The organism is Serratia sp. AR11, from assembly GCF_056376275.1.
In genome coordinates this window covers 5,025,371-5,049,024 of record NZ_CM150739.1, presented here as the reverse complement: position 1 = coordinate 5,049,024, position 23,654 = coordinate 5,025,371, and the positions used below count along the sequence as shown (strand labels likewise).

Below are 23,654 nucleotides of genomic sequence, written 5' to 3'. Positions count from 1 at the left end.
TCTGAGCCCGTTCCCCTGAGAGGGAACGGGCGCCTGTCAGATATCTTCTGACAAATATTCGTCTTTCCAACGTACATAGTTAGTAGAAGAGTAAAGCAACCCTTCCCGTTCCGCAGCGGTCAATGGGCGAACCTGGCGTGCCGGGCTGCCCATATAGAGATAACCACTCTCCAGGCGTTTACCCGGAGCAACCAGGCTGCCGGCACCAATCATCACATCATCTTCTATTACTGCACCATCCAACAGGATCGATCCCATACCTACCAGCACCCGATTGCCTATGGCGCAGCCATGCAACATGGCCTTGTGCCCAACAGTAACGTCTTCACCGATCAATAATGGGTAACCCTCAGGGTTATATTCAGACTTATGGGTTACGTGCAACACGCTGCCATCCTGAATATTGCTGCGTGCACCGATTTTTACTGCGTTCACATCTCCGCGGATAGCAACCAACGGCCAGATACTGACGTCATCGGCCAGCTCAACGTTACCGATCACCACACTGGAAGGGTCGATCATGACGCGCAGGCCCAGTTTAGGAGAGTAATGAAGATAAGAACGTACTGCATCAGACATGGTAATAGCCTCGCATCGGGATCATATTTACCGGCAATACTAGACGTTGGCGGTGGAATTACAACCAACTGAAGTGATGGATCCTGCGGAAAACGGCCCTGATCGCGCAAGATCCACCCGAAAGGGCCGAAAAGTGTGCAAACAGTAAGAAAAGATCAAAAAAGGGGTTGTGCAAAAAACTCGGTTCCCTATAATGCGCCTCCATCGACACGGCGCAAGTGATTCACTTCACATAGCGGCCGGGAAGAAAGAGAAAAAATCCTGAAAATTAGGGGTTGACTCTGAAAGAGGAAAGCGTAATATACGCCACCTCGAGATGGCAAGCTACGGCGGCTAACTCACTGCTCTTTAACAATTTATCAGACAATCTGTGTGGGCACTCCACAAGACGATATCCAGAACCTTCGGGTTCGAAAAAATATCAAGTCTTGAAGAGTGACCAAGCAATAAGTCAGTCAGTTGATTCGTCAACGGTCTGATTATTACGAAAGTTATTTTCGAGCATCGCTTCACGAGTTGAAGCAAATCAAGCTTTTAATTGAAGAGTTTGATCATGGCTCAGATTGAACGCTGGCGGCAGGCCTAACACATGCAAGTCGAGCGGTAGCACAGGAGAGCTTGCTCTCTGGGTGACGAGCGGCGGACGGGTGAGTAATGTCTGGGAAACTGCCTGATGGAGGGGGATAACTACTGGAAACGGTAGCTAATACCGCATAACGTCTTCGGACCAAAGTGGGGGACCTTCGGGCCTCACGCCATCAGATGTGCCCAGATGGGATTAGCTAGTAGGTGGGGTAATGGCTCACCTAGGCGACGATCCCTAGCTGGTCTGAGAGGATGACCAGCCACACTGGAACTGAGACACGGTCCAGACTCCTACGGGAGGCAGCAGTGGGGAATATTGCACAATGGGCGCAAGCCTGATGCAGCCATGCCGCGTGTGTGAAGAAGGCCTTCGGGTTGTAAAGCACTTTCAGCGAGGAGGAAGGGTAGTGTGTTAATAGCACATTGCATTGACGTTACTCGCAGAAGAAGCACCGGCTAACTCCGTGCCAGCAGCCGCGGTAATACGGAGGGTGCAAGCGTTAATCGGAATTACTGGGCGTAAAGCGCACGCAGGCGGTTTGTTAAGTCAGATGTGAAATCCCCGCGCTTAACGTGGGAACTGCATTTGAAACTGGCAAGCTAGAGTCTTGTAGAGGGGGGTAGAATTCCAGGTGTAGCGGTGAAATGCGTAGAGATCTGGAGGAATACCGGTGGCGAAGGCGGCCCCCTGGACAAAGACTGACGCTCAGGTGCGAAAGCGTGGGGAGCAAACAGGATTAGATACCCTGGTAGTCCACGCTGTAAACGATGTCGACTTGGAGGTTGTGCCCTTGAGGCGTGGCTTCCGGAGCTAACGCGTTAAGTCGACCGCCTGGGGAGTACGGCCGCAAGGTTAAAACTCAAATGAATTGACGGGGGCCCGCACAAGCGGTGGAGCATGTGGTTTAATTCGATGCAACGCGAAGAACCTTACCTACTCTTGACATCCAGAGAATTCGCTAGAGATAGCTTAGTGCCTTCGGGAACTCTGAGACAGGTGCTGCATGGCTGTCGTCAGCTCGTGTTGTGAAATGTTGGGTTAAGTCCCGCAACGAGCGCAACCCTTATCCTTTGTTGCCAGCACGTAATGGTGGGAACTCAAAGGAGACTGCCGGTGATAAACCGGAGGAAGGTGGGGATGACGTCAAGTCATCATGGCCCTTACGAGTAGGGCTACACACGTGCTACAATGGCGTATACAAAGAGAAGCGAACTCGCGAGAGCCAGCGGACCTCATAAAGTACGTCGTAGTCCGGATCGGAGTCTGCAACTCGACTCCGTGAAGTCGGAATCGCTAGTAATCGTAGATCAGAATGCTACGGTGAATACGTTCCCGGGCCTTGTACACACCGCCCGTCACACCATGGGAGTGGGTTGCAAAAGAAGTAGGTAGCTTAACCTTCGGGAGGGCGCTTACCACTTTGTGATTCATGACTGGGGTGAAGTCGTAACAAGGTAACCGTAGGGGAACCTGCGGTTGGATCACCTCCTTACCTAATGATATTGATTGCGTGAAGTGCTCACACAGATTGTCTGATAGAAAAGTAATGAGCAAAAGCGCTACCTGTTGATGTAATGAGTCTCTGACTCATGCTGATACGAACCGATTAAGACGAGAGTCTAATCGGAATTTCGTGTCCCCATCGTCTAGAGGCCTAGGACACTGCCCTTTCACGGCTGTAACAGGGGTTCGAATCCCCTTGGGGACGCCATTCCGATAATGAGTGAAAGACATTATCACCGGTGCTTGCTGCATCGAAAACATCTTAAAGATGACTTTAACGAGTCGTGTTTAAGATATTGCTCTTTAACAATCTGGAACAAGCTGAAAATTGAAACATGACAGCTGAAACTTACTCCTCCGTAGATGTATTGGAGTAAGGATTAACCTGTCATAGAGTCTCTCAAATGTAGCAGCACGAAGGTGGAAACACTTTTGGGTTGTGAGGTTAAGTGACTAAGCGTACACGGTGGATGCCTAGGCAGTCAGAGGCGATGAAGGGCGTGTTAATCTGCGATAAGCGTCGGTAAGGTGATATAAACCGTTATAACCGGCGATACCCGAATGGGGAAACCCAGTGCAATTCGTTGCACTATCATACGATGAATACATAGTCGTATGAGGCGAACCGGGGGAACTGAAACATCTAAGTACCCCGAGGAAAAGAAATCAACCGAGATTCCCCCAGTAGCGGCGAGCGAACGGGGAGGAGCCCAGAACCTGAATCAGTTCTTGTGTTAGTGGAAGCGTCTGGAAAGTCGCACAGTAAAGGGTGATAGTCCCGTACACTAAAATGCATTAATTGTGAGTTCGATGAGTAGGGCGGGACACGTGACATCCTGTCTGAATATGGGGGGACCATCCTCCAAGGCTAAATACTCCTGACTGACCGATAGTGAACCAGTACCGTGAGGGAAAGGCGAAAAGAACCCCGGCGAGGGGAGTGAAATAGAACCTGAAACCGTGTACGTACAAGCAGTGGGAGCCTACTAGTTGGGTGACTGCGTACCTTTTGTATAATGGGTCAGCGACTTATATTTTGTAGCAAGGTTAACCGTATAGGGGAGCCGTAGGGAAACCGAGTCTTAACTGGGCGAATAGTTGCAAGGTATAGACCCGAAACCCGGTGATCTAGCCATGGGCAGGTTGAAGGTTGGGTAACACTAACTGGAGGACCGAACCGACTAATGTTGAAAAATTAGCGGATGACTTGTGGCTGGGGGTGAAAGGCCAATCAAACCGGGAGATAGCTGGTTCTCCCCGAAAGCTATTTAGGTAGCGCCTCGTGAACTCATCTTCGGGGGTAGAGCACTGTTTCGGCTAGGGGGCCATCCCGGCTTACCAAACCGATGCAAACTCCGAATACCGAAGAATGTTATCACGGGAGACACACGGCGGGTGCTAACGTCCGTCGTGAAGAGGGAAACAACCCAGACCGCCAGCTAAGGTCCCAAAGTCATGGTTAAGTGGGAAACGATGTGGGAAGGCATAGACAGCCAGGATGTTGGCTTAGAAGCAGCCATCATTTAAAGAAAGCGTAATAGCTCACTGGTCGAGTCGGCCTGCGCGGAAGATGTAACGGGGCTAAACCATGCACCGAAGCTGCGGCAGCGACGCTTAGGCGTTGTTGGGTAGGGGAGCGTTCTGTAAGCCGTTGAAGGTGGCCTGTGAGGGTTGCTGGAGGTATCAGAAGTGCGAATGCTGACATAAGTAACGATAAAGCGGGTGAAAAACCCGCTCGCCGGAAGACCAAGGGTTCCTGTCCAACGTTAATCGGGGCAGGGTGAGTCGACCCCTAAGGCGAGGCCGAAAGGCGTAGTCGATGGGAAACAGGTTAATATTCCTGTACTCGGTGTTACTGCGAAGGGGGGACGGAGAAGGCTAGGCTAGCCGGGCGACGGTTGTCCCGGTTTAAGCGTGTAGGGGGAGTGACCTGGTAAATCCGGTGACTTATCTAACCCTGAGGCGTGATGACGATGCACTACGGTGCAGAAGTAGTTGATGCCAAGCTTCCAGGAAAAGCCTCTAAGCATCAGGTAACACAGAATCGTACCCCAAACCGACACAGGTGGTCAGGTAGAGAATACCAAGGCGCTTGAGAGAACTCGGGTGAAGGAACTAGGCAAAATGGTGCCGTAACTTCGGGAGAAGGCACGCTGGCGCGTAGGTGAAGAGACTTGCTCTCGGAGCCGAAGCCAGTCGCAGATACCAGCTGGCTGCAACTGTTTAATAAAAACACAGCACTGTGCAAACACGAAAGTGGACGTATACGGTGTGACGCCTGCCCGGTGCTGGAAGGTTAATTGATGGGGTCAGCCGCAAGGCGAAGCTCTTGATCGAAGCCCCAGTAAACGGCGGCCGTAACTATAACGGTCCTAAGGTAGCGAAATTCCTTGTCGGGTAAGTTCCGACCTGCACGAATGGCGTAATGATGGCCAGGCTGTCTCCACCCGAGACTCAGTGAAATTGAACTCGCTGTGAAGATGCAGTGTACCCGCGGCAAGACGGAAAGACCCCGTGAACCTTTACTATAGCTTGACACTGAACATTGAGCCTTGATGTGTAGGATAGGTGGGAGGCTTTGAAGCGTGGACGCCAGTCTGCGTGGAGCCAACCTTGAAATACCACCCTTTAATGTTTGATGTTCTAACTCGGCCCCGTAATCCGGGGTGAGGACAGTGTCTGGTGGGTAGTTTGACTGGGGCGGTCTCCTCCCAAAGAGTAACGGAGGAGCACGAAGGTTAGCTAATCACGGTCGGACATCGTGAGGTTAGTGCAAAGGCATAAGCTAGCTTGACTGCGAGAGTGACGGCTCGAGCAGGTACGAAAGTAGGTCTTAGTGATCCGGTGGTTCTGAATGGAAGGGCCATCGCTCAACGGATAAAAGGTACTCCGGGGATAACAGGCTGATACCGCCCAAGAGTTCATATCGACGGCGGTGTTTGGCACCTCGATGTCGGCTCATCACATCCTGGGGCTGAAGTAGGTCCCAAGGGTATGGCTGTTCGCCATTTAAAGTGGTACGCGAGCTGGGTTTAGAACGTCGTGAGACAGTTCGGTCCCTATCTGCCGTGGGCGTTGGAAGATTGAGAGGGGTTGCTCCTAGTACGAGAGGACCGGAGTGAACGCACCACTGGTGTTCGGGTTGTCATGCCAATGGCATTGCCCGGTAGCTAAGTGCGGAAAAGATAAGCGCTGAAAGCATCTAAGCGCGAAACTTGCCTCGAGATGAGTCTTCCCTGGGAACTTGATTCCCCTGAAGGAACGTTTAAGACTAAGACGTTGATAGGCTGGGTGTGTAAGTGCAGCGATGCATTGAGCTAACCAGTACTAATGATCCGTGAGACTTAACCTTACAACACCAAAAGTGTTTTGATTTGAGAGATTTTCAGCGAGTTCCGAGATTGGTTCTGGTGGTTACTGAGGTAACGGCTGGAATGAAACAGAATTTGCCTGGCGGCAATAGCGCGGTGGTCCCACCTGATCCCATGCCGAACTCAGAAGTGAAACGCCGTAGCGCCGATGGTAGTGTGGGGTCTCCCCATGCGAGAGTAGGACACTGCCAGGCATCAAATTAGTGTGCTGATATGGCTCAGTTGGTAGAGCGCACCCTTGGTAAGGGTGAGGTCCCCAGTTCGACTCTGGGTATCAGCACCACTTTATTAAAGTGGGTTTAGAAGTTCGGCGAAAAGAATTAAAAGAATTTGCTTGGCGGCAATAGCGCGGTGGTCCCACCTGACCCCATGCCGAACTCAGAAGTGAAACGCCGTAGCGCCGATGGTAGTGTGGGGTCTCCCCATGCGAGAGTAGGACACTGCCAAGCATCAATTAAGCCAAGAGGCCATCCGAAAGGATGGCCTTTTTGCTTTGTGCCTTCCTAAAACGTATGGATCCTGCCTCTGCCAAGGCAATGAAACATTTTCACCTTCCGGTTGAACGCTCGACATCCTGCTAAAAAAACGCTATCTTCGGGCATCTAGAAGTCTAAACGTTTAAATGGATGTGTGAGGGTTAAGCAATGCCGATTCGTGTTCCTGATGAGTTACCTGCAGTCAGTTTTTTGCGTAATGAGAATGTCTTTGTCATGGCATCCTCTCGGGCAAAAACACAGGAAATCAGGCCATTGAAAGTACTGATCCTCAACCTGATGCCAAAAAAGATCGAGACGGAAAACCAGTTTTTACGTCTACTTTCCAACTCTCCGCTGCAAATCGACATTCAGCTGCTGCGTATCGACAGCCGTGAGTCAAAGAACACGCCGGCGGAGCATTTGAATAACTTTTACTGTGATTTTGAAGATATTCAGGATGAGAATTTCGACGGATTGATTGTCACCGGGGCGCCGCTGGGGCTGGTCGATTTCTGTGACGTTGCCTACTGGCCACAGATCGAACGGGTGATTGACTGGGCCAAGAATCACGTCACCTCCACGCTGTTTGTATGCTGGGCGGTGCAGGCGGCATTGAACATTCTGTATGGTATTCCGAAGATGACGCGCGAAGTGAAACTGTCGGGGGTTTATCAGCACCAGACGCTGCAGCAGCATGCCTTGCTGACTCGCGGTTTTGATGAGACCTTCCTCGCACCTCACTCACGCTATGCAGACTTTCCTACGGAGATTATCCGCCAGTATACGGATCTGGATATCCTGGCCGAATCAGAACAAACCGGGGCCTATTTGTTCGCCAGTAAGGACAAGCGGCTGGCGTTTGTGACCGGCCACCCGGAGTATGATGCGCTAACGTTAGCTGGCGAGTATTGTCGCGATAACGATGCCGGTCTTAATCCTGTGGTACCGCTGAATTACTTCCCCGATGATAATCCCGAACTCACCCCCAAAGCCTCCTGGCGCAGCCATGGCCATCTGCTGTTTGCCAACTGGCTCAACTACTACGTTTACCAGATCACGCCGTACGATCTGCGTCATATGAACCCCACCCTCGAGTAATCCTTTTTCCCTAATCGGCGGCTGAATCGAGGCCGCCGACGCAATCTCTTCCCCATCCGTCTTCCTCATTTCACTCTCTTTTCTAGTAAAAACCATTGTCTTACAACTAGTTAAATTAATTTCGCCTCTACCTTGGAACCGGTTTCCTTAACGGTGTCTGTTGTTATATTTATTAACCAATTGATAATAAAAGGTTAATAAAATATTTTATAATAAAATGGAAATGGTTTTTGATTTTTATTTTTAGTTGAGTATTCTTAGAGCCAGAGAGAAGAGATCTGACCAGTTAAGGATCGTTTTATACGCCCTGATCCACACTGATTTCTGATAAAGCTGCGCTGGCTGAATGGCAACGGTGGTGCGCAACGATAGGAAGGAGCAAGACAATGACGCAACAGATAGTAGGCACGGAATTAACGTTTACGCAGGGTTTTAGCGCTGCTGAACGGCAGGTGTTGACGGATGACGCGGTCGAATTCCTGGCGGAACTGGTGAGTAAATTTACTCCACAGCGCAACAAACTGTTGGCTGCGCGTGCCTGCTGGCAGCAGAAGATCGATCAAGGTGAACTTCCAGACTTCATTTCGGAAACTAATTCCATTCGCAATGAAAAGTGGTCGATCCGTGGCATACCAGAGGATCTTCGCGACCGCCGGGTGGAAATCACCGGTCCGGTTGAACGCAAGATGGTCATCAACGCCTTGAACGCCAATGTGAAGGTGTTTATGGCGGACTTCGAAGACTCACTGGCACCGAGCTGGGACAAAGTCATCGACGGCCAAATCAACCTGCATGACGCGGTGAACGGCACCATCTCTTACACCAATGAAGCCGGCAAGATTTATCAGTTAAAGCCGAACCCGGCGGTATTGATTGCTCGCGTACGCGGCCTGCATCTGCCGGAAAAACACGTGCAGTGGCAGGGGGAAGCGATCCCCGGCGGCCTGTTCGATTTTGCGCTGTATTTCTTCCATAACTATCGTCAACTGCTGGCTAAAGGCAGTGGCCCTTATTTCTACCTGCCAAAAACCCAGTCCTGGCAGGAAGCGGCCTGGTGGAGCGAAGTCTTCAGCTTTGCCGAGGATCGTTTCTCCCTGCCACGCGGCACGATCAAAGCCACGGTGCTGATCGAAACGCTGCCGGCAGTATTCCAGATGGACGAGATCCTCTACCACCTGCGCGATCATATCGTCGGTTTGAACTGCGGCCGTTGGGATTACATCTTCAGCTACATCAAGACGCTGAAAAATCATGCTGACCGGGTATTGCCGGATCGTCAGTCGGTCACCATGGACAAGTCATTCCTTAGCGCCTATTCCCGGTTGCTGATCAAGACCTGCCACAAGCGCGGTGCCTTTGCCATGGGCGGCATGGCGGCGTTTATCCCGAGCAAAGACGCCGAGAAAAATGCCTGGGTGCTGAACAAGGTGCGGGCAGATAAAGAGCTGGAGGCCAATAACGGCCACGATGGTACCTGGGTGGCCCATCCAGGGCTGGCGGATACCGTAATGGAGGTCTTCAGCCGGGTGCTCGGTGAGCGCCGTAACCAACTGGAAGTGCTGCGTGAAAACGACGCGCCAATCAGTGCTGCGCAGTTGCTTGAACCTTGTGACGGGGAGCGTACCGAAGCCGGCATGCGCGCCAATATTCGCGTGGCGGTGCAGTACATCGAAGCCTGGATCTCCGGCAATGGCTGCGTCCCGATTTATGGCCTGATGGAAGACGCGGCGACGGCGGAAATTTCCCGTACCTCTATCTGGCAGTGGATCCACCATGAAAAGAGCCTGAGCGATGGCCAACTGGTCACCAAGGCGCTGTTCCGTCAGATGCTGAAAGAAGAAATGTTGGTAGTACGCGAAGAGTTGGGTGAGGCACGCTTTAATGCTGGCCGCTTCGACGAAGCGGCACGCCTGATGGAGCGTATCACTACGCAAGACGAATTAATCGATTTCCTGACTTTACCGGGCTATGAGCTACTGGCCTGAATCCGTTCCTGACCATTAACCCTATATTATTGAAAAGGATAAAAATTATGTCTACCTCTCGTGCTCAACAGATTCAACAACTGGAACAGGAATGGAAATCGGCTCGCTGGGAAGGCATCACCCGCCCGTACAGCGCGGAAGACGTCATTAACCTGCGCGGTTCGGTTAACCCGGTTTGCACCCTGGCACAGAACGGTGCCGCCAAACTGTGGGAACTGCTGCACGGTAAATCACGCAAAGGCTACGTCAACAGTCTGGGGGCGCTCACTGGCGGCCAGGCACTGCAGCAGGCCAAGGCCGGCATCGAGGCGATTTACCTGTCCGGTTGGCAGGTGGCGGCGGATGCCAACACGGCGTCTGCGATGTACCCGGACCAGTCGCTGTACCCGGTTGACTCTGTGCCGGGTGTGGTTGAGCGCATCAACAATACCTTCCGCCGCGCCGACCAGATCCAGTGGGCCAACAAAATTGAGCCGGGCAGCAAAGGTTACACCGACTACTTCCTGCCGATCGTCGCCGATGCCGAAGCCGGCTTTGGTGGCGTGCTGAACGCTTTCGAACTGATGAAGGCGATGATTGAGGCCGGTGCTGCCGGGGTGCACTTCGAAGACCAACTGGCGGCGGTGAAAAAGTGCGGTCATATGGGTGGCAAAGTGCTGGTGCCAACCCAGGAAGCGATCCAGAAATTGGTTGCTGCGCGCCTGGCGGCCGATGTGCTCGGCGTGCCGACGCTGGTGATTGCACGTACCGATGCCGATGCCGCCGATTTACTGACCTCTGACTGCGACCCGTACGACCGCGAGTTTGTGTCCGGAGATCGCACTGCCGAAGGTTTCTTCCGCACCCATGCCGGTGTCGAGCAAGCGATCAGCCGTGGCCTGGCATATTGCCCTTACGCTGATCTGGTGTGGTGCGAAACCTCCACGCCGGATCTGCAGGCGGCCAAGCGCTTTGCCGATGCGATCCATGCCAAATTCCCGGGCAAACTGCTGGCGTACAACTGCTCGCCGTCATTCAACTGGAAAAAGAACCTGGACGACCAGACTATTGCTCGCTTCCAGGAAGAGCTGTCGGCGATGGGCTACAAGTACCAGTTCATTACGCTGGCGGGCATCCACAGCATGTGGTTCAACATGTTTGACCTGGCGCATGCCTATGCACAGGGCGAAGGCATGAAACACTACGTCGAAAAAGTGCAGCAGCCAGAGTTCGACGCGGTGTCTCGCGGTTATACCTTTGCCTCACACCAACAGGAAGTGGGTACCGGTTATTTCGACAAGGTGACCACCATTATTCAGGGCGGAGCTTCCTCAGTGACGGCATTGACCGGTTCTACGGAAGAACAGCAGTTCTAATGCAGTCACGCTGACGATAGTTAACTCTGAGCCTGCTTATGCAGGCTCTCTTTTCTGGCGGGAGGTAAGGATGGCGGCAAAACTGGAGCTGTTGATCGCGCAGACGATCCTGCAGGGCTTTGATGCACAGTACGGCCGCTTCCTGGAGGTGACCGCCGGTGCGCAGCAGCGTTTTGAGCGGGCGGACTGGCCGGCAGTACAGCAGGCGATGAAAAAACGAATCCACCTGTATGATCATCACGTCGGTCTGGTGGTAGAGCAGCTGAAGTGCATCACCGGGCAACAGTATTTTGATGCAGACTTTCCCAGTCGGGTGAAGGCGGTGTATACCGATCTGCTGCCGGAGTACCCACGTTTTGAGATTGCCGAAAGCTTCTTCAATTCAGTCTACTGTCGTCTGTTCAGACATCGCGACCTGACGCCGGAAAAACTGTTTGTTTTCAGCTCTCAGCCGGAAGGGCGCTTTCGCGACATCCCGCGTCCATTATCACGCGATTTCACCGCCAACGGTGACGTTTCGGCAATGTTGTACAACCTGCTGACCGATTTGCCTCTGCGGCTGCCGTGGGAAAACCTATCGCGCGATATTGATTACATCACGCTGGCGTTGCAGCAGAGTTTCAGCGCGCAGCAATTGGCTGGTGCAACGTTCCAGATCGCCAATGAGCTGTTTTACCGCAACAAGGCGGCCTGGCTGGTAGGGAAATTGCGTGTGGCAGACCGGGTCTATCCTTTCCTGCTGCCGATCCATCACAGTGATTCCGGCGCCTTGTTTATTGATACCTGCCTGACCAGCAAGGCCGAGGCCAGCATCGTATTCGGCTTCGCCCGCTCCTACTTTATGGTTTACGCCCCTCTGCCGGCGGCAATGGTCGAGTGGCTGCGTGAAATACTGCCGGGCAAAACCACCGCCGAGCTGTATATGGCGATTGGTTGCCAGAAGCACGGAAAAACAGAATGTTACCGTGAGTACCTGACCTTTATGAGTGGCTCGCAGGAGCAGTTCATCATCGCGCCGGGAGTGAAGGGCATGGTGATGCTGGTGTTTACCCTGCCGTCTTTCGATCGGGTATTCAAGGTGATCAAGGATGAGTTTGCGCCACAAAAAGAGGTGACGCAGGCGCAGGTGATGGCCTGCTACCAACTGGTGAAAGAACACGATCGCGTAGGACGCATGGCGGATACCCAGGAGTACGAAAACTTTGTCGTCGACAAGGCGCGACTCAGTCCGGAACTGCTGGCGGAACTGCAGCGCGAGGTACCGGATAAGCTGGAGGATCTGGGCGATCGCATCGCGATCAGGCATCTGTATATGGAACGACGCATGACACCGCTGAATCTGTATCTGGAACAGGCCGATGAACAGCAGATGCGCGACGCGATAGAAGAATACGGTAACGCCATCAAGCAGCTGGCTGCCGCCAATATTTTCCCCGGCGATATGCTGTTCAAGAACTTTGGCGTGACCCGGCACGGGCGGGTGGTGTTCTACGACTACGATGAGATTTGCTATATGACCGAGGTCAACTTCCGTGATATTCCGCCACCGCGCTATCCGGAAGATGAGTTGGCCAGCGAACCCTGGTACAGCGTGTCACCCAATGACGTCTTCCCGGAGGAATTCCGGCACTTTCTGTGTGGTGACCGGCGTATCCGGCAGGTGTTTGAAGAGATGCATCGCGACCTGTTCGAGGCCGATTACTGGCGCGGGTTGCAACAGCGCATCCGCGATGGGCATGTGGAAGACGTGTTTGCTTACCGCAAAAAACGGCGCTTCAGCCAGCGTAGTGGTGCGGCGCTGCCCGCGACATCGGCTACGGCATAAGGGCGCGGTTCATTACCGCGCCCGGCAATATTACGCTTTCGCACCCGCAAGGGCGGCGCGCGCCAATTCGGTGATGCGGGCGTAGTCACCGCTTTCCAGTGCATCTGCCGGTACCAGCCAGGAGCCGCCGATGCACAGCACGCTTTTCAGCGCCAGGTAGTCACGGTAGTTGTTCGGTGAGATGCCGCCGGTTGGGCAGAAGCGCACCTGCGGGAAGGGGCCGCTGATGGCCTGCAGCGCTTTCACGCCGCCGTTGGCTTCCGCCGGGAAGAATTTAAACTCACGCAGGCCGTGATCCATGCCCAGCATCAGTTCCGACACGGTGCAGATACCGGGAATCAACGGGATCGAACCGGCAGTGGCCGCTTTAAGCAGATCGGCGGTCAGGCCTGGGCTGATGGCGAACTGTGCGCCGGCGTCGGTGACTTCCTGCAGTTGTTGGGGATTAATAACCGTGCCGGCACCGATAATCGCGTCTGGCACTTCTTTGGCAATCGCACGGATCGCGTCCATCGCGCAGGCGGTGCGCAGTGTCACTTCCAATACCCGCACACCCCCGGCGACCAGGGCTTTCGCCAACGGCACCGCATGTTCCAGTTTGTTGATGACGATCACCGGGACTACCGGTCCTGCCATCAGGATCTGCTCTGCGCTTGTCTTCCAATTGTTCATTAACGGTTTTCTCCAGTTATGGCCGCCGCCGTCGGGCTGTACGGCCATGCTATCGGTTAAAATTTAATGCAGCAGGCGCCCTGTTCGGCACCGGAAAGCTGGCTGCGCAAGGCGCCGAACAGTTCACGGCCACAGCCGATGTGTTCTGCGCTCAGGTCGGGTTGATAAGGTGCGCGCTGGGCCAGCAGGTCGGCATCGACCAACAGTGCCAGCTCGCCAGTGCGGCCATTTACGCGGATCAGGTCGCCGTTTTGCACCTTGGCCAGCATGCCACCGGTGTAGGCTTCTGGGGTCACGTGAATGGCGGACGGAACCTTGCCGGAAGCGCCGGACAGGCGGCCATCGGTCACCAGTGCCACTTTAAAGCCGCGGTCCATCAATACGCCCAACGGCGGCATCAGTTTGTGCAGTTCTGGCATGCCGTTGGCCTGAGGCCCCTGGAAGCGCACCACCACCACACAATCGCGATCCAGTTTGCCGGCTTCAAACGCCGGTACGATGTCATGCTGGCTTTCAAAGACCACCGCCGGTGCTTCGATAATCTGGTTTTCAGCGGGGACTGCCGAGGTTTTCATCACCGCCCGGCCAAGGTTACCGGCCAGCACCTTGGTACCGCCGTGGTGCTCGAAAGGTTCGGCCACGCTGGCGATAACCTGGGCGTCGAGCGAACTCTCCGCACCCTCGCGCCAGGCCAGTTGGCCATTATCCAGCCAGGGTTCCTGGGTGTAGCGCGTCAGGCCAAAACCGGCCACGGTATGCACGTCTTCGTGCAGCAGGCCGTGTTTCAACAGTTCGCGTACCACCAGGGCGACGCCGCCCGAGGCCTGGAATTGGTTGATGTCCGCCGGGCCGTTCGGGTAGATGCGACATAACAATGGCACCGCGTCCGACAGTTCGGAGAAATCATCCCAGTTGATAATGATGCCGGCGGCGCGAGCCATTGCCACCATGTGCATGGTCAGATTGGTGGAGCCACCGGTAGCCAGCAGCGCAACGATACCGTTCACCACCACCTTCTCATCCACCAGTCTGCCGATCGGCAGATAGTTGCCGGCGGTTTCGGTCAGGCGAGTGACCTGGCGTGCGGCGGCGTCGGTCAGCGCATCGCGCAGCGGTGTGTCCGGGTGGACGAAGGAAGCGCCCGGCAGGTGCAGCCCCATCACTTCCATCACCATTTGGTTGGTGTTGGCGGTGCCGTAGAAGGTGCAGGTGCCTATGCCGTGATACGAAGCGGCCTCGGCCTCCAGCAGTGCCAGACGGTCGGCCTTGCCTTCGGCATACAGTTGGCGCACCCGGACTTTCTCTTTGTTCGGCAAGCCGCTGCTCATCGGGCCGGCAGGGACAAACAGCGACGGCAAATGGCCGAAGGACAGGGCGGACATCACCAGTCCCGGTACGATTTTGTCACAGATGCCGAGGAACAACGCGCCGTCGAACATATTGTGCGACAGGCCGATGGCGGAGGACATGGCGATCACGTCACGACTCATCAGTGACAGTTCCATGCCGTCCTGTCCTTGAGTCACACCGTCGCACATCGCCGGGACGCCACCGGCGACCTGACCGACGGCCCCTACTGCGTGCAGTGCCTGTTTAAGCTTTTGCGGGTAGTTTTCGTAGGGCTGGTGGGCGGACAACATGTCGTTATAAGCGGTAATGATGGCGATATCGCTGCGCACCATATTTTTCAGCGCAGTTTTGTCATCCGGCTGGCAGGCGGCGAATCCATGGGCCAGATTACCGCAGGCCAATTGGGCCCGGTGTACGGTTTGTGAACGTGCTGCTTCAATGCGTGCCAGATAGGCGGTACGGCTCGATTTGGAACGGTCGATGATGCGTTGTGTGACACGGGATAGGGTTGGATTAATCATACCTTCCTCACATGCTATTGTTATAGACGCCGCCTGTGGCGGTGCCCCCGGTGGTGAATTGCAGCCCTGATGTGCAAGGCCGGGGGCGCTGTTATGTCGTTATGGTGGTTTAAAACAGGGTGAAAGCAATCATGCCGATAATCCCGCCCACGCTACCCAGAATGGTTTCCATCACCGTCCAGGTTTTCAGCGTTTGCAGCTCATTGGCACCGGTAAATTTGCCGAACAGCCAGAAACCGGCGTCGTTGACGTGACTGAGTACGATAGATCCACCGGCAATACAGATAGCCAGCGCGGCCAGTTGTCCGCCGCCAAGCCCCAGTTGGCTGGTCACCGGTAACACCAGGCCGACGGTGGTCAGACAGGCCACGGTGGCAGATCCCTGAATCACTCGTACCATGGCGGACAGCACAAAGGCCGCGACGGCGATTGGCAGACCGGTACCGATCATGGCGTCCCCCAGGGCTGGACCGACGCCGGAATCCACCAAAATCTGTTTGAAGACGCCACCGGCCCCGGTCATCAGCAAAATGATCCCGGCGGGTTGGACTGCCGCAGAGCAAATGGCCAGCGTTTGTTCGTTGGTCATGCCGCGTGGTTTCGCCAGACCATAAATCACGATCAAACAGGCGACTAAAATGGCGATAAACGGGTGGCCGATAAACTCCAGCCATTGTTGTAACTGCGAGCCAGGCGTGACCAGGCGGGCGCCAATGGTTTTCATGCCGACCAGCACCAGTGGGCAGAGTACCAGCGCCAGACTAAGGCCAAATGACGGCAGTTTGGCGGTGTTCAGCGTCGGTTCGTTTTCATCCGCCGGCATTGACCAGTTAACGTAGCGGCTGATAAAGCTGCCGTACAACGGGCCGGCAATCAGCATGCCGAGGACCGCGGCGACCAGACCGATGGCAATCATCCAGCCGAAGTCGGCCTTCATTTGTGAAGCCAGCAGCATCGGTACCGGCCCCGGTAGCAAGAACGACGCGGCGGCGGCGACACCGGCAAACAGCGGAATGGCCAGCTTAACGATGTTGCCGTCGGTGCGGCGCGCCACGGCAAACACGATGCCGATCAGCAGCACCACGGCCACGTCAAAGAACAGCGGCAGGGCACAGATCAAACCGGCAATGCCGAGTGCGTAATGGGCCTTGCTTTGGCCGAAACGTTTCAGCAAATGCGCCGCAATTTGGTCCAGCGCACCGACTTCATGCAGTATTTTGCCAAACATCGCCCCCAGCGCCACCACGATGGCCAGGAAGCCCAAGGTGTCGCCCATGCCTTTTTGCATGGTATCGGCAATGCGATCCAGCGGCATGCCGGAGAAGATCCCGGCAGCGATAGACACCAGCATTAATGCGACAAAGGCGTGCATACGCGCCTTCATCACCAGAAACAGCAGTAAGAGAACCGAGCCGACTGCGGTACCGACCAGCGTTACAGTATTCACGCGCACACATCCTGTGGCAGGAAACTTTGGATATGTTTCACCGTATCGGCGATCACCGCTTCCAGCGGCTGGTTGATGTCCACCGACATCACGTCACTCTCATCTGCGCCAGGTTGTTCCAGCGCGGCAAACTGTGTGACCAGCATCTGCGGTTTGAAGAAGTGGCCGTTGCGGGCCGCCAGGCGGGCTTCAATCACCGGGAAGTCACCGTGCAGGTAGATGAACGACAGGTTGCCATTACCGGCACGCAGGCGATCGCGGTAGTGTTTCTTCAGCGCTGAACAGACGATAACCGAAACATTGTTGGTTCGCTGCATGGCGAAGGCGGCGTCATTGAGTGCGGCCAGCCAAGGGGCACGATCGTCATCATTCAGCGGTTCGCCGGCGGCCATTTTCAGGATATTACTGCGCGGGTGCAGAAAATCACCGTCGAGGAACCCGGCAGAAAGTTGGCGGGCCGCTGCGGCGGCCACAGCGGACTTGCCACTGCCGGAAACGCCCATAATGACGTAAATGCGGTTTTGATTATTGGTCATGGCTTAGCTCCAAAACGATGAGAGACGTTACCTTATTCTGTTTGTTACCGGTAACATGTTATCGGTAACATTGTCGAAGGAAGTTTCGTCGGTTGCAATGGGCTTTAGCTGCCAGGATCGTTATCTGTGATCGGCTTCAAGTTTTTATTGGGGGAGGGAAACAGGATCGGTACAGCGTTTTACATGCTGACAACAGCAGGGGCGCAACAAGCGTGGTGGATGGAAAGGCGATGGTTTGCACAACAGCGGCACCATTGTGCAAACCTATTATGTGGCTTTAATTATTGGTCGTTGCCTTCTTTTGTTCCAGCAGACGATCAACCTCCTGCTTGGCCTCACGGAATTGTTTTTGGTATTCCGGGCTTGCCTGCAGGCGGGCAAAAGCGCCGGCGGCCAGGAAGCGGCCTGCGTCAACGTCACTTTCCCAATGAACACCGCAAATCAGACGGCTACGGCCAAATTCATAGCCCTTTTTCATTAACGGGGTGGATAACTGCGGTTCCATTGCCGTTAAGGTCATCGCCCACATCATCCCGGTGACGGCATGGCCGGAAGGGTAAGAGCCGCCATCGTTACTTAATGCACTATGTTCTTTTGGGGTACAGCTATCAATGCGCAATGCCGAATAGGGACGAATGCGGCTAAAGGCTTTCTTGGTGTCATTGGAGGCATAACCTGCATCGGTAAAGACACGGGCGAGCAGCAGGTGTAATCGAGGCGTGTTTTTACGTGAAATAGTGATACCTAACGCCGGTGAGAATGCGCTGCCAATATAGTTAAAGGAGAGTTTGGCATCCTTGATCGCCAACTGGCCGCGTGGCGTATCGCGCAGCTTGCGTAATTCATGGAATGTCTCAATGTCGCTTTGTGCGGCGGCGGAATTTTCTTTTGGTGGCGGCGGCAGGATTTTTGCTCCGTCCGGGTAATCCGTCGGAGTCAGATAGCCGTTGATCCAACCCTTGATATAAGGCGAGAAGCCCACGTCAGGATAGCCGATATCACTGTAATCGGTACGCCAGGTCTCAGTGGGATCATTATTTGGCGCAGTATCATCTTTTGCCTGGGCGGGTGATAAACATGCCACCGAGCCGAATAGTAAAATCAATGCGGTAAATCTATTTATATTCTTCCTTGTTTTCATTATATTTCCCTCGTGTTGGTATTATGTTTCCCGGTAAGTTCTATGACTCAAGTCCTGAGATTAACTGACAACGAATAACCCTAAGAAATACAAAATATTTAACAGGATTCCGCATATTATTGTTGCTACTACCGGTGCGGCAATCTTCAATATTGGGCGTCCCAGAGCTTCGTTAAGGAAATAAAGTGCGGCGGTAATGCTGAATCCGGTATAACCCGCCATCTTGATGGAGGCAAAAATGGCACCAATCATCAGGGCGAATTCCATCAGCATGTTCATGGCGTTGCGGATGCTGTCGGATGCGTTACGAACCGAAGGATAGTTGCTCAACCAGCGGCCGATAGAGCGTAATAACAGCACTTCCAGCGTGATGGTTAACGCGCCGAAAATGGCCGCCAACCAGGGGGACGGTGCCAGATAACCCACGGTAAAAACAAAGGTAAAACCGGCAACGGCATAGACGCCGGTGGCCAGTGCGGTAGTGGCGATGAGCGGAATAAAACCTAACCCGCGCATAAATTCAGCCAGCGCCGCCTGATTCACCAGCGCCGCCGACTCCTCGGGTGAAACCCCAGGGGCCCAGGCTTTTGCCAGGGTGTAGATAGAAACCTCGGATCCGCCAAACAGCTTCAGGCTGGCCACCGTCGATATCAGTGCGCCGGTAATGGCAAGCAGCGGCAGGTTTTTGATAATTCTTGCGGTTCTTTCTTCAAAAACTGAGGCGCCGTGGTTGTTCTCATGATGCTTGCGCTGAGAAATATCACGAAAGATGGCAATCCCCAACAGCATGACCATACCGACGAAGATCTCGATGGATTCAGGGAAAAGAGAAGGGTAAAAACGTACCACAATCACGCGGGCCATCAGCACCACGACAGCGGCCAACAGGCTGTGACGCCAGCCGAATTGATAAAAAATAGCGACCAGTGGGAACAGGGCGAAAGCCGAAATCACCGGGCTGGAAAGCTCGCCCAGCGAACCGAGAATATCCACCGGCAGGGCGGTAAGCAGGGTGTTGATCGGTACCAGACTGGTTAATACCAATACGCCCCAGGCCATGCCCAAAGTGAACGCCAGGTAACTGTTAAATGCCAATACGCCGATGATGTCGGTAGGCAGAAACAGTAACCAACTGTTCAACAGACCGGTTGATAAGGTAAATGAAATCCCGACGGAAGCCACGAAACCGATGCTTAAACCAAAGGCAATGCTGCCGGCCTCACGACGGTTCATATTCCCTTCAACCAATTGCGGCAGAATGGGACGAATACCATCGTGAAATACGGCAACCGACCGATGAGAAAGCAGCGAGGTCATGCCTGTGAGCAAGGCAACGATAACAATATGCAAATATTGCTCCATGGGAAGCTCCTTAACCCAAGTGACCAATCAACATCGGGACGGCATGTTCGACATGTTCCACCGAAAGGCCAAAAGCCACTTTCCCTTCATCAATCCATTTAACTATTTGTTCTTCTTTTGCCTGTATTCCTGGTTTGGCAATGGTGCAGCATCGGTTGTAACCGATAATGGCGATAGCAATAGATAGCGCTGCACCCGCCCCGGTGTTACAGGCACCAATAAAATAATCCAGTTCGCCACTTTTGACTTTACCTGCCGCCTCCATATCGTTTTGGATAAAGCACTCAAATTTACCGGGTGCGGTGGATTCAATAACCTGTTTTATTTGCTCACGTTGTAAGCCTGCAATGCCGATTTTTTTCATTATTATTATCCTTTGAAGAATGTATTGGGGTTATCGCGCAGCATAAGGTCAATATCCCGCTGGTGGATCCCCGCCTGTAATAACATGGGAATGAACGTATCAATGAGGTAGCTGAACCCTGGGCCTTCGTTGGCCGCCAGGTGTGAACGCCGGGTGATATCCATGGAGAGCATGACCTGACCTGATAAACCCCGTTGAGCGAGTGCCAGTAAGGTAGCCACACGTTTTTCGTCTGGGTAATAATTATTTTTCCCGATGGTATCGAATTGAATTAACGCACCGGTATCCAGAATGCGTAGCAACGTTTCCCACTGATCGCGAAGATCGCAATGGCCGATAACAATATGCTCTGCGGCCACCCCGTAGCCGGTTAATAGCCGTAGCTGCTCCAGCCCCATGGTGCTGAAACTGGTGTGGGTCGAGATAGGTTTACCGGTCGCCAAATGTGCCAATGCGGCGGCGTGAAACACTTTTTCTTCCGTCGGGGTAATGGTGCCTTCACTACTGCCTATTTCTGCGATGACGCTTGCACGTAACTCTGTGCCGTCAATGCCCTGTTCTATTTCGTCGATCATTTCCTGCGCCAATTGCTGCGCGCTACGTTGCGCGACATGTGGCGGGTAGAACTCCTGTTGGTAGTACCCGGTTGACGCCAGGATGTTAATGCCGCTTTCTTGCATCAGATCCAGCATAAATTGCGGGTTGCGTCCCATATAGCGATTGGTGACCTCAACCAGGTTGAGAACGCCTTTACTGACCAGCGTCCTCATTTCATCGACGAGCAAAGCGTAACAATCCAGCCTGCAATCCATATCCTGCTTGAATGGCGACAGGTCGATATGCAGATGCTCGTGCGCATAGGTATAACCACGGCTATCGAATTGCGTTGAAAGATCCATTGTTGCCCCTTGTTGAGTTGTGAATAACACCAATGGCCACTTTGTGGTTCAGAGGCGCCAAAGGTGTCACCGCAATGTCTGCATCGTTGCTGTTGCCTCAGACAGGCACTCTTAATTTTCATTTATTTGAAGATTTATGAACGACAAACTGGGTTGTGCCGTTGTTTAAATCGGGCTTGTCGGCCGCTTGATAACTCTGTCCAGACTTTGGTTGTTCACTCTATATCCTCATTTTTTTGAATATATTAATGCAATGGTAAGTGAGCCTATTTGGGACAACAACGGGCAGATGACTATTACTTGAACAGGATCACAAATATAGTGAGGCGCCACAGTCGGCGCCGCTAAATTTTAATCGGCTGCTGATCCTGCATAAGGTGTGCTGTAGCCACCGAAATCGTAAACATATTGCAAGATAGCCGTTCCGTTTTCATCCGCATGATTTTCGTGATTTATCAGGAGGGCGACGACGCCTTCTGCCCCGCGCAGATGTGCCCCTGCCAGTAAGCCTGATAAAGTGATCTCCACGTCATTGGGGCGGCCATCCGGAGGCGTTAACACCGGCTGGCACTCGCTCCAGCGAACCGTTTTCCCCAGATAATTACTCAGTTTTTCCCCGTGTTCGGCTAACTGTAAGACTATGTTTTGGTATTTATTGTCAAAATGGTCGAGGGCGATAAATTCCTGCTTGTCTGGGTTGATGACATCCTCGAAAGAGTTAATACCATGTTTACCGGTAAATGTTCCTCGCCAGGTATTAACATCGGTAACGTGGATCTTCCCTTCGGGAAATTCCATTATTTTATCACGTACGCCATTGGCCCAATTGCTGACGTCTACATCCGAATAATACATCGGCAAACCATTGCTATCATAATGGGTATAATAGCCGAGATCCCAGAGGTCGTGTTCGCTGAACTGGTAACCCACAAAGCCCAGATAATTCATAACGGCATATTGCATTGTCCGAAACATTGCGGGATCACCAGAACCCCGGATATAGAATTTATCAACGCCCAGTTTTATAAAATAATCTTTTATCGAGGTGGTGCTGACCAATGGCGCGCCACTCTTGCTGCGGACAACACGCCCGGGAGATTCAACCTGTTGGTAGGTAACTGCCTGTTGATCATCGTAATGCTGGTCGTAATACTCTGCATCAAGAGGATCGATAGAGCATTCAAAGGTTCTGATTGCGGTAAGAAAATCGGTATAGTCGCCATGACTGCTTTTTTTTGCGCGTTTCATTTTTATATTCCTTAGCGATATTCCCACCAGGGGGAGATAATTTTGGAAGAAAAATTACGCGGTTAGCTTATACCTCTTAATGGGTATTCATATTAATGTGAGGAATTATATTAATAAATAACTGTAAAGCTATGCTGGCATAAATTATATACAAAACTTGATTGTTCAATCGCTACTTCGTTTCCTGATGCGGGATTATGCCGATAGTGGGGCGGGTATTTTTGTCAACCTGCCGTGCCAGCAGTGTTGCGATATTTCCCTGATTGCATTTTCATGCCGCTGGCCCGGATTTTATAAATTTGACTCAGGCCAGCAGTATCACGGGTATTTTAACGCACGCCGCCATATTCCAGGCTGATCTCTTTCGCCGCGTGGATCACCAACGCGCCCAGCTCAGTCACGCGGTTGTCGGTGATGCGAGACACCGGGCCGGAGATGGAGATGGCGGCGAAGGCTTCACGGTGCTCGTCGAAGATGCAGGCTGCTACGCAGCGCAGACCGAGCGCATGTTCTTCATCGTCAAAGGAAAAGCCCTGCTTGCGAATCTGCGCCAGCCCTTCCTTCAGGTTGTGCGGCGTCAGAGTATGTTGGGTATAGGTTTGCATGCCCTTTTTATGCAGCAGTTTGGTGACCTGCTCATCCGGCAGGGTGGAAAGAAAGGCCTTCCCCGCGCCGGAAGCGTGCATCGGCAGTTTACCGCCGATCGGTGCCGACATGCGCATCAACGCGGTGCACTGTACCTGATCGATAATAATGGCCTGATACTCGCTGGTATCCAGCACCGCCAGATTAACCGTCTCGCCGGACTCCTCCATCAGGCGACGCAGCGTTGGGTGCACCATCGCCAACAGATTTCGGCTCTGCAAAAAGCTGCTGCCGACTACAAAGGCGTGTGAGCCGATGGTCCACAGGCCCAGATCGCCCACCTGCCGCACGAAACCTTGTTGTTGCATGGTGGTGAGCAGGCGGTGGGTGGTGGAGTTCGGCAAGCCGGCCTGTTGGGCCAGATCGGTTAGCGCGACATTGCCCTGAGCTTCGGCAATGTATTCCAATAATTTCAGACCACGGGTCAGCGACTGTACCTGGCCGGTCGCCGCACTGGCGGTCGGGGATGCAGCACGGGGCTTTTTGCCACGTTTGGCAGGAGCAGGGGTGACCATAATTCACGTTCCTTTTTCCGTATGATGGAATTCATTTTCGTTTTTTACGTGTGAATTGCAAGCCGTCAATCAGCTCATCGGATCTGTTGCCCGGCAACCTGAAAAACTCTCAATTAGCGCTCGCCCCTTTGCCGGCACAACCTGTGCTAGGATGACTCGTTGGTTTTTGCAGCAGT

At 53.4% G+C, this 23,654-nt stretch carries 15 protein-coding genes, 2 tRNA genes and 4 rRNA genes; 10 read left to right on the top strand and 11 right to left on the bottom strand.

Annotated elements, in window-relative coordinates:
• Positions 1-36: 36 nt before the first annotated feature.
• Complete coding sequence (locus tag ACSOSI_RS23780; RefSeq protein ID WP_012147199.1) at positions 37-579, bottom strand: gamma carbonic anhydrase family protein; 543 nt, start codon at positions 577-579, stop codon at positions 37-39.
• 535 nt (positions 580-1,114) lie between these two features.
• Between ACSOSI_RS23780 and ACSOSI_RS23775 the strand changes: the two genes are divergently transcribed.
• The 10 genes from ACSOSI_RS23775 to aceK all read left to right on the top strand — a co-directional run bounded on the left by ACSOSI_RS23775 (position 1,115) and on the right by aceK (position 12,778).
• Positions 1,115-2,657: ribosomal RNA gene (locus ACSOSI_RS23775) — 16S ribosomal RNA — on the top strand.
• 143 nt (positions 2,658-2,800) lie between these two features.
• Positions 2,801-2,876, top strand: a tRNA-Glu gene (locus tag ACSOSI_RS23770).
• Between the two features lie 235 nt (positions 2,877-3,111).
• Positions 3,112-6,020, top strand: a 23S ribosomal RNA gene (locus tag ACSOSI_RS23765).
• Positions 6,021-6,117: 97 nt separating this feature from the next.
• Positions 6,118-6,233 (top strand): 5S ribosomal RNA (gene rrf / locus ACSOSI_RS23760).
• A gap of 13 nt (positions 6,234-6,246) precedes the next feature.
• Positions 6,247-6,322, top strand: a tRNA-Thr gene (locus ACSOSI_RS23755).
• A gap of 50 nt (positions 6,323-6,372) precedes the next feature.
• Positions 6,373-6,488: ribosomal RNA gene (gene rrf, locus ACSOSI_RS23750) — 5S ribosomal RNA — on the top strand.
• The 16S, 23S and 5S rRNA genes sit together here with 2 tRNA genes alongside, the layout of an rRNA operon.
• Positions 6,489-6,683: 195 nt before the next feature.
• A complete protein-coding gene (metA, locus tag ACSOSI_RS23745) occupies positions 6,684-7,613 on the top strand; it encodes a homoserine O-acetyltransferase MetA (protein ID WP_012147198.1) in 930 nt (309 codons plus the stop codon).
• Positions 7,614-7,999: 386 nt separating this feature from the next.
• Positions 8,000-9,598: a malate synthase A gene (aceB, locus tag ACSOSI_RS23740; RefSeq protein WP_112362600.1), complete on the top strand. Its 1,599-nt coding sequence runs from the start codon at positions 8,000-8,002 to the stop codon at positions 9,596-9,598.
• 47 nt (positions 9,599-9,645) lie between these two features.
• Positions 9,646-10,953 (top strand): isocitrate lyase, encoded by a 1,308-nt coding sequence (gene aceA, locus ACSOSI_RS23735; protein WP_476706257.1) that lies wholly within the window; start codon positions 9,646-9,648, stop codon positions 10,951-10,953.
• A gap of 70 nt (positions 10,954-11,023) precedes the next feature.
• Entirely contained in the window at positions 11,024-12,778 is a 1,755-nt protein-coding gene (gene aceK, locus ACSOSI_RS23730; RefSeq protein ID WP_012147195.1) for a bifunctional isocitrate dehydrogenase kinase/phosphatase, read from the top strand.
• A gap of 30 nt (positions 12,779-12,808) precedes the next feature.
• Here aceK and ACSOSI_RS23725 read toward each other — a convergent pair whose 3' ends face one another.
• From ACSOSI_RS23725 to iclR, 10 genes are all read right to left on the bottom strand, one after another.
• Positions 12,809-13,450, bottom strand: a complete 642-nt coding sequence (locus tag ACSOSI_RS23725; protein ID WP_476706256.1) for a bifunctional 4-hydroxy-2-oxoglutarate aldolase/2-dehydro-3-deoxy-phosphogluconate aldolase — start codon at positions 13,448-13,450, stop codon at positions 12,809-12,811.
• A gap of 56 nt (positions 13,451-13,506) precedes the next feature.
• Positions 13,507-15,321 carry a phosphogluconate dehydratase gene (gene edd / locus ACSOSI_RS23720; protein WP_261137703.1) on the bottom strand — a complete coding sequence of 605 codons (1,815 nt, stop codon included), beginning with the start codon at positions 15,319-15,321 and terminating at the stop codon, positions 13,507-13,509.
• 109 nt (positions 15,322-15,430) lie between these two features.
• Positions 15,431-16,768: a gluconate transporter gene (gntU, locus tag ACSOSI_RS23715; protein ID WP_012147192.1), complete on the bottom strand. Its 1,338-nt coding sequence runs from the start codon at positions 16,766-16,768 to the stop codon at positions 15,431-15,433.
• Positions 16,765-17,304 (bottom strand): gluconokinase, encoded by a 540-nt coding sequence (gene gntK / locus ACSOSI_RS23710; RefSeq protein WP_012147191.1) that lies wholly within the window; start codon positions 17,302-17,304, stop codon positions 16,765-16,767. Before gntK ends, gntU begins: the two co-directional genes overlap by 4 nt.
• A 277-nt stretch (positions 17,305-17,581) precedes the next feature.
• Positions 17,582-18,445 (bottom strand): acid phosphatase, encoded by an 864-nt coding sequence (locus tag ACSOSI_RS23705; protein WP_476706255.1) that lies wholly within the window; start codon positions 18,443-18,445, stop codon positions 17,582-17,584.
• A gap of 60 nt (positions 18,446-18,505) precedes the next feature.
• Positions 18,506-19,807, bottom strand: a complete 1,302-nt coding sequence (locus ACSOSI_RS23700) for a YhfT family protein (protein WP_476706254.1) — start codon at positions 19,805-19,807, stop codon at positions 18,506-18,508.
• Positions 19,808-19,817: 10 nt separating this feature from the next.
• Positions 19,818-20,171: a DUF2620 domain-containing protein gene (locus tag ACSOSI_RS23695; RefSeq protein WP_112362605.1), complete on the bottom strand. Its 354-nt coding sequence runs from the start codon at positions 20,169-20,171 to the stop codon at positions 19,818-19,820.
• 5 nt (positions 20,172-20,176) lie between these two features.
• Entirely contained in the window at positions 20,177-21,070 is an 894-nt protein-coding gene (locus tag ACSOSI_RS23690; RefSeq protein ID WP_012147187.1) for a phosphotriesterase-related protein, read from the bottom strand.
• A 351-nt stretch (positions 21,071-21,421) separates the two neighbouring features.
• Positions 21,422-22,318: a hypothetical protein gene (locus ACSOSI_RS23685; RefSeq protein ID WP_017894232.1), complete on the bottom strand. Its 897-nt coding sequence runs from the start codon at positions 22,316-22,318 to the stop codon at positions 21,422-21,424.
• Positions 22,319-22,647: 329 nt separating this feature from the next.
• The gene (gene iclR / locus ACSOSI_RS23680) at positions 22,648-23,478 is read right to left on the bottom strand and encodes a glyoxylate bypass operon transcriptional repressor IclR (protein ID WP_012147185.1); all 831 of its coding nucleotides are present in this window, start codon (positions 23,476-23,478) and stop codon (positions 22,648-22,650) included.
• Between the last annotated feature and the right edge of the window lie 176 nt (positions 23,479-23,654).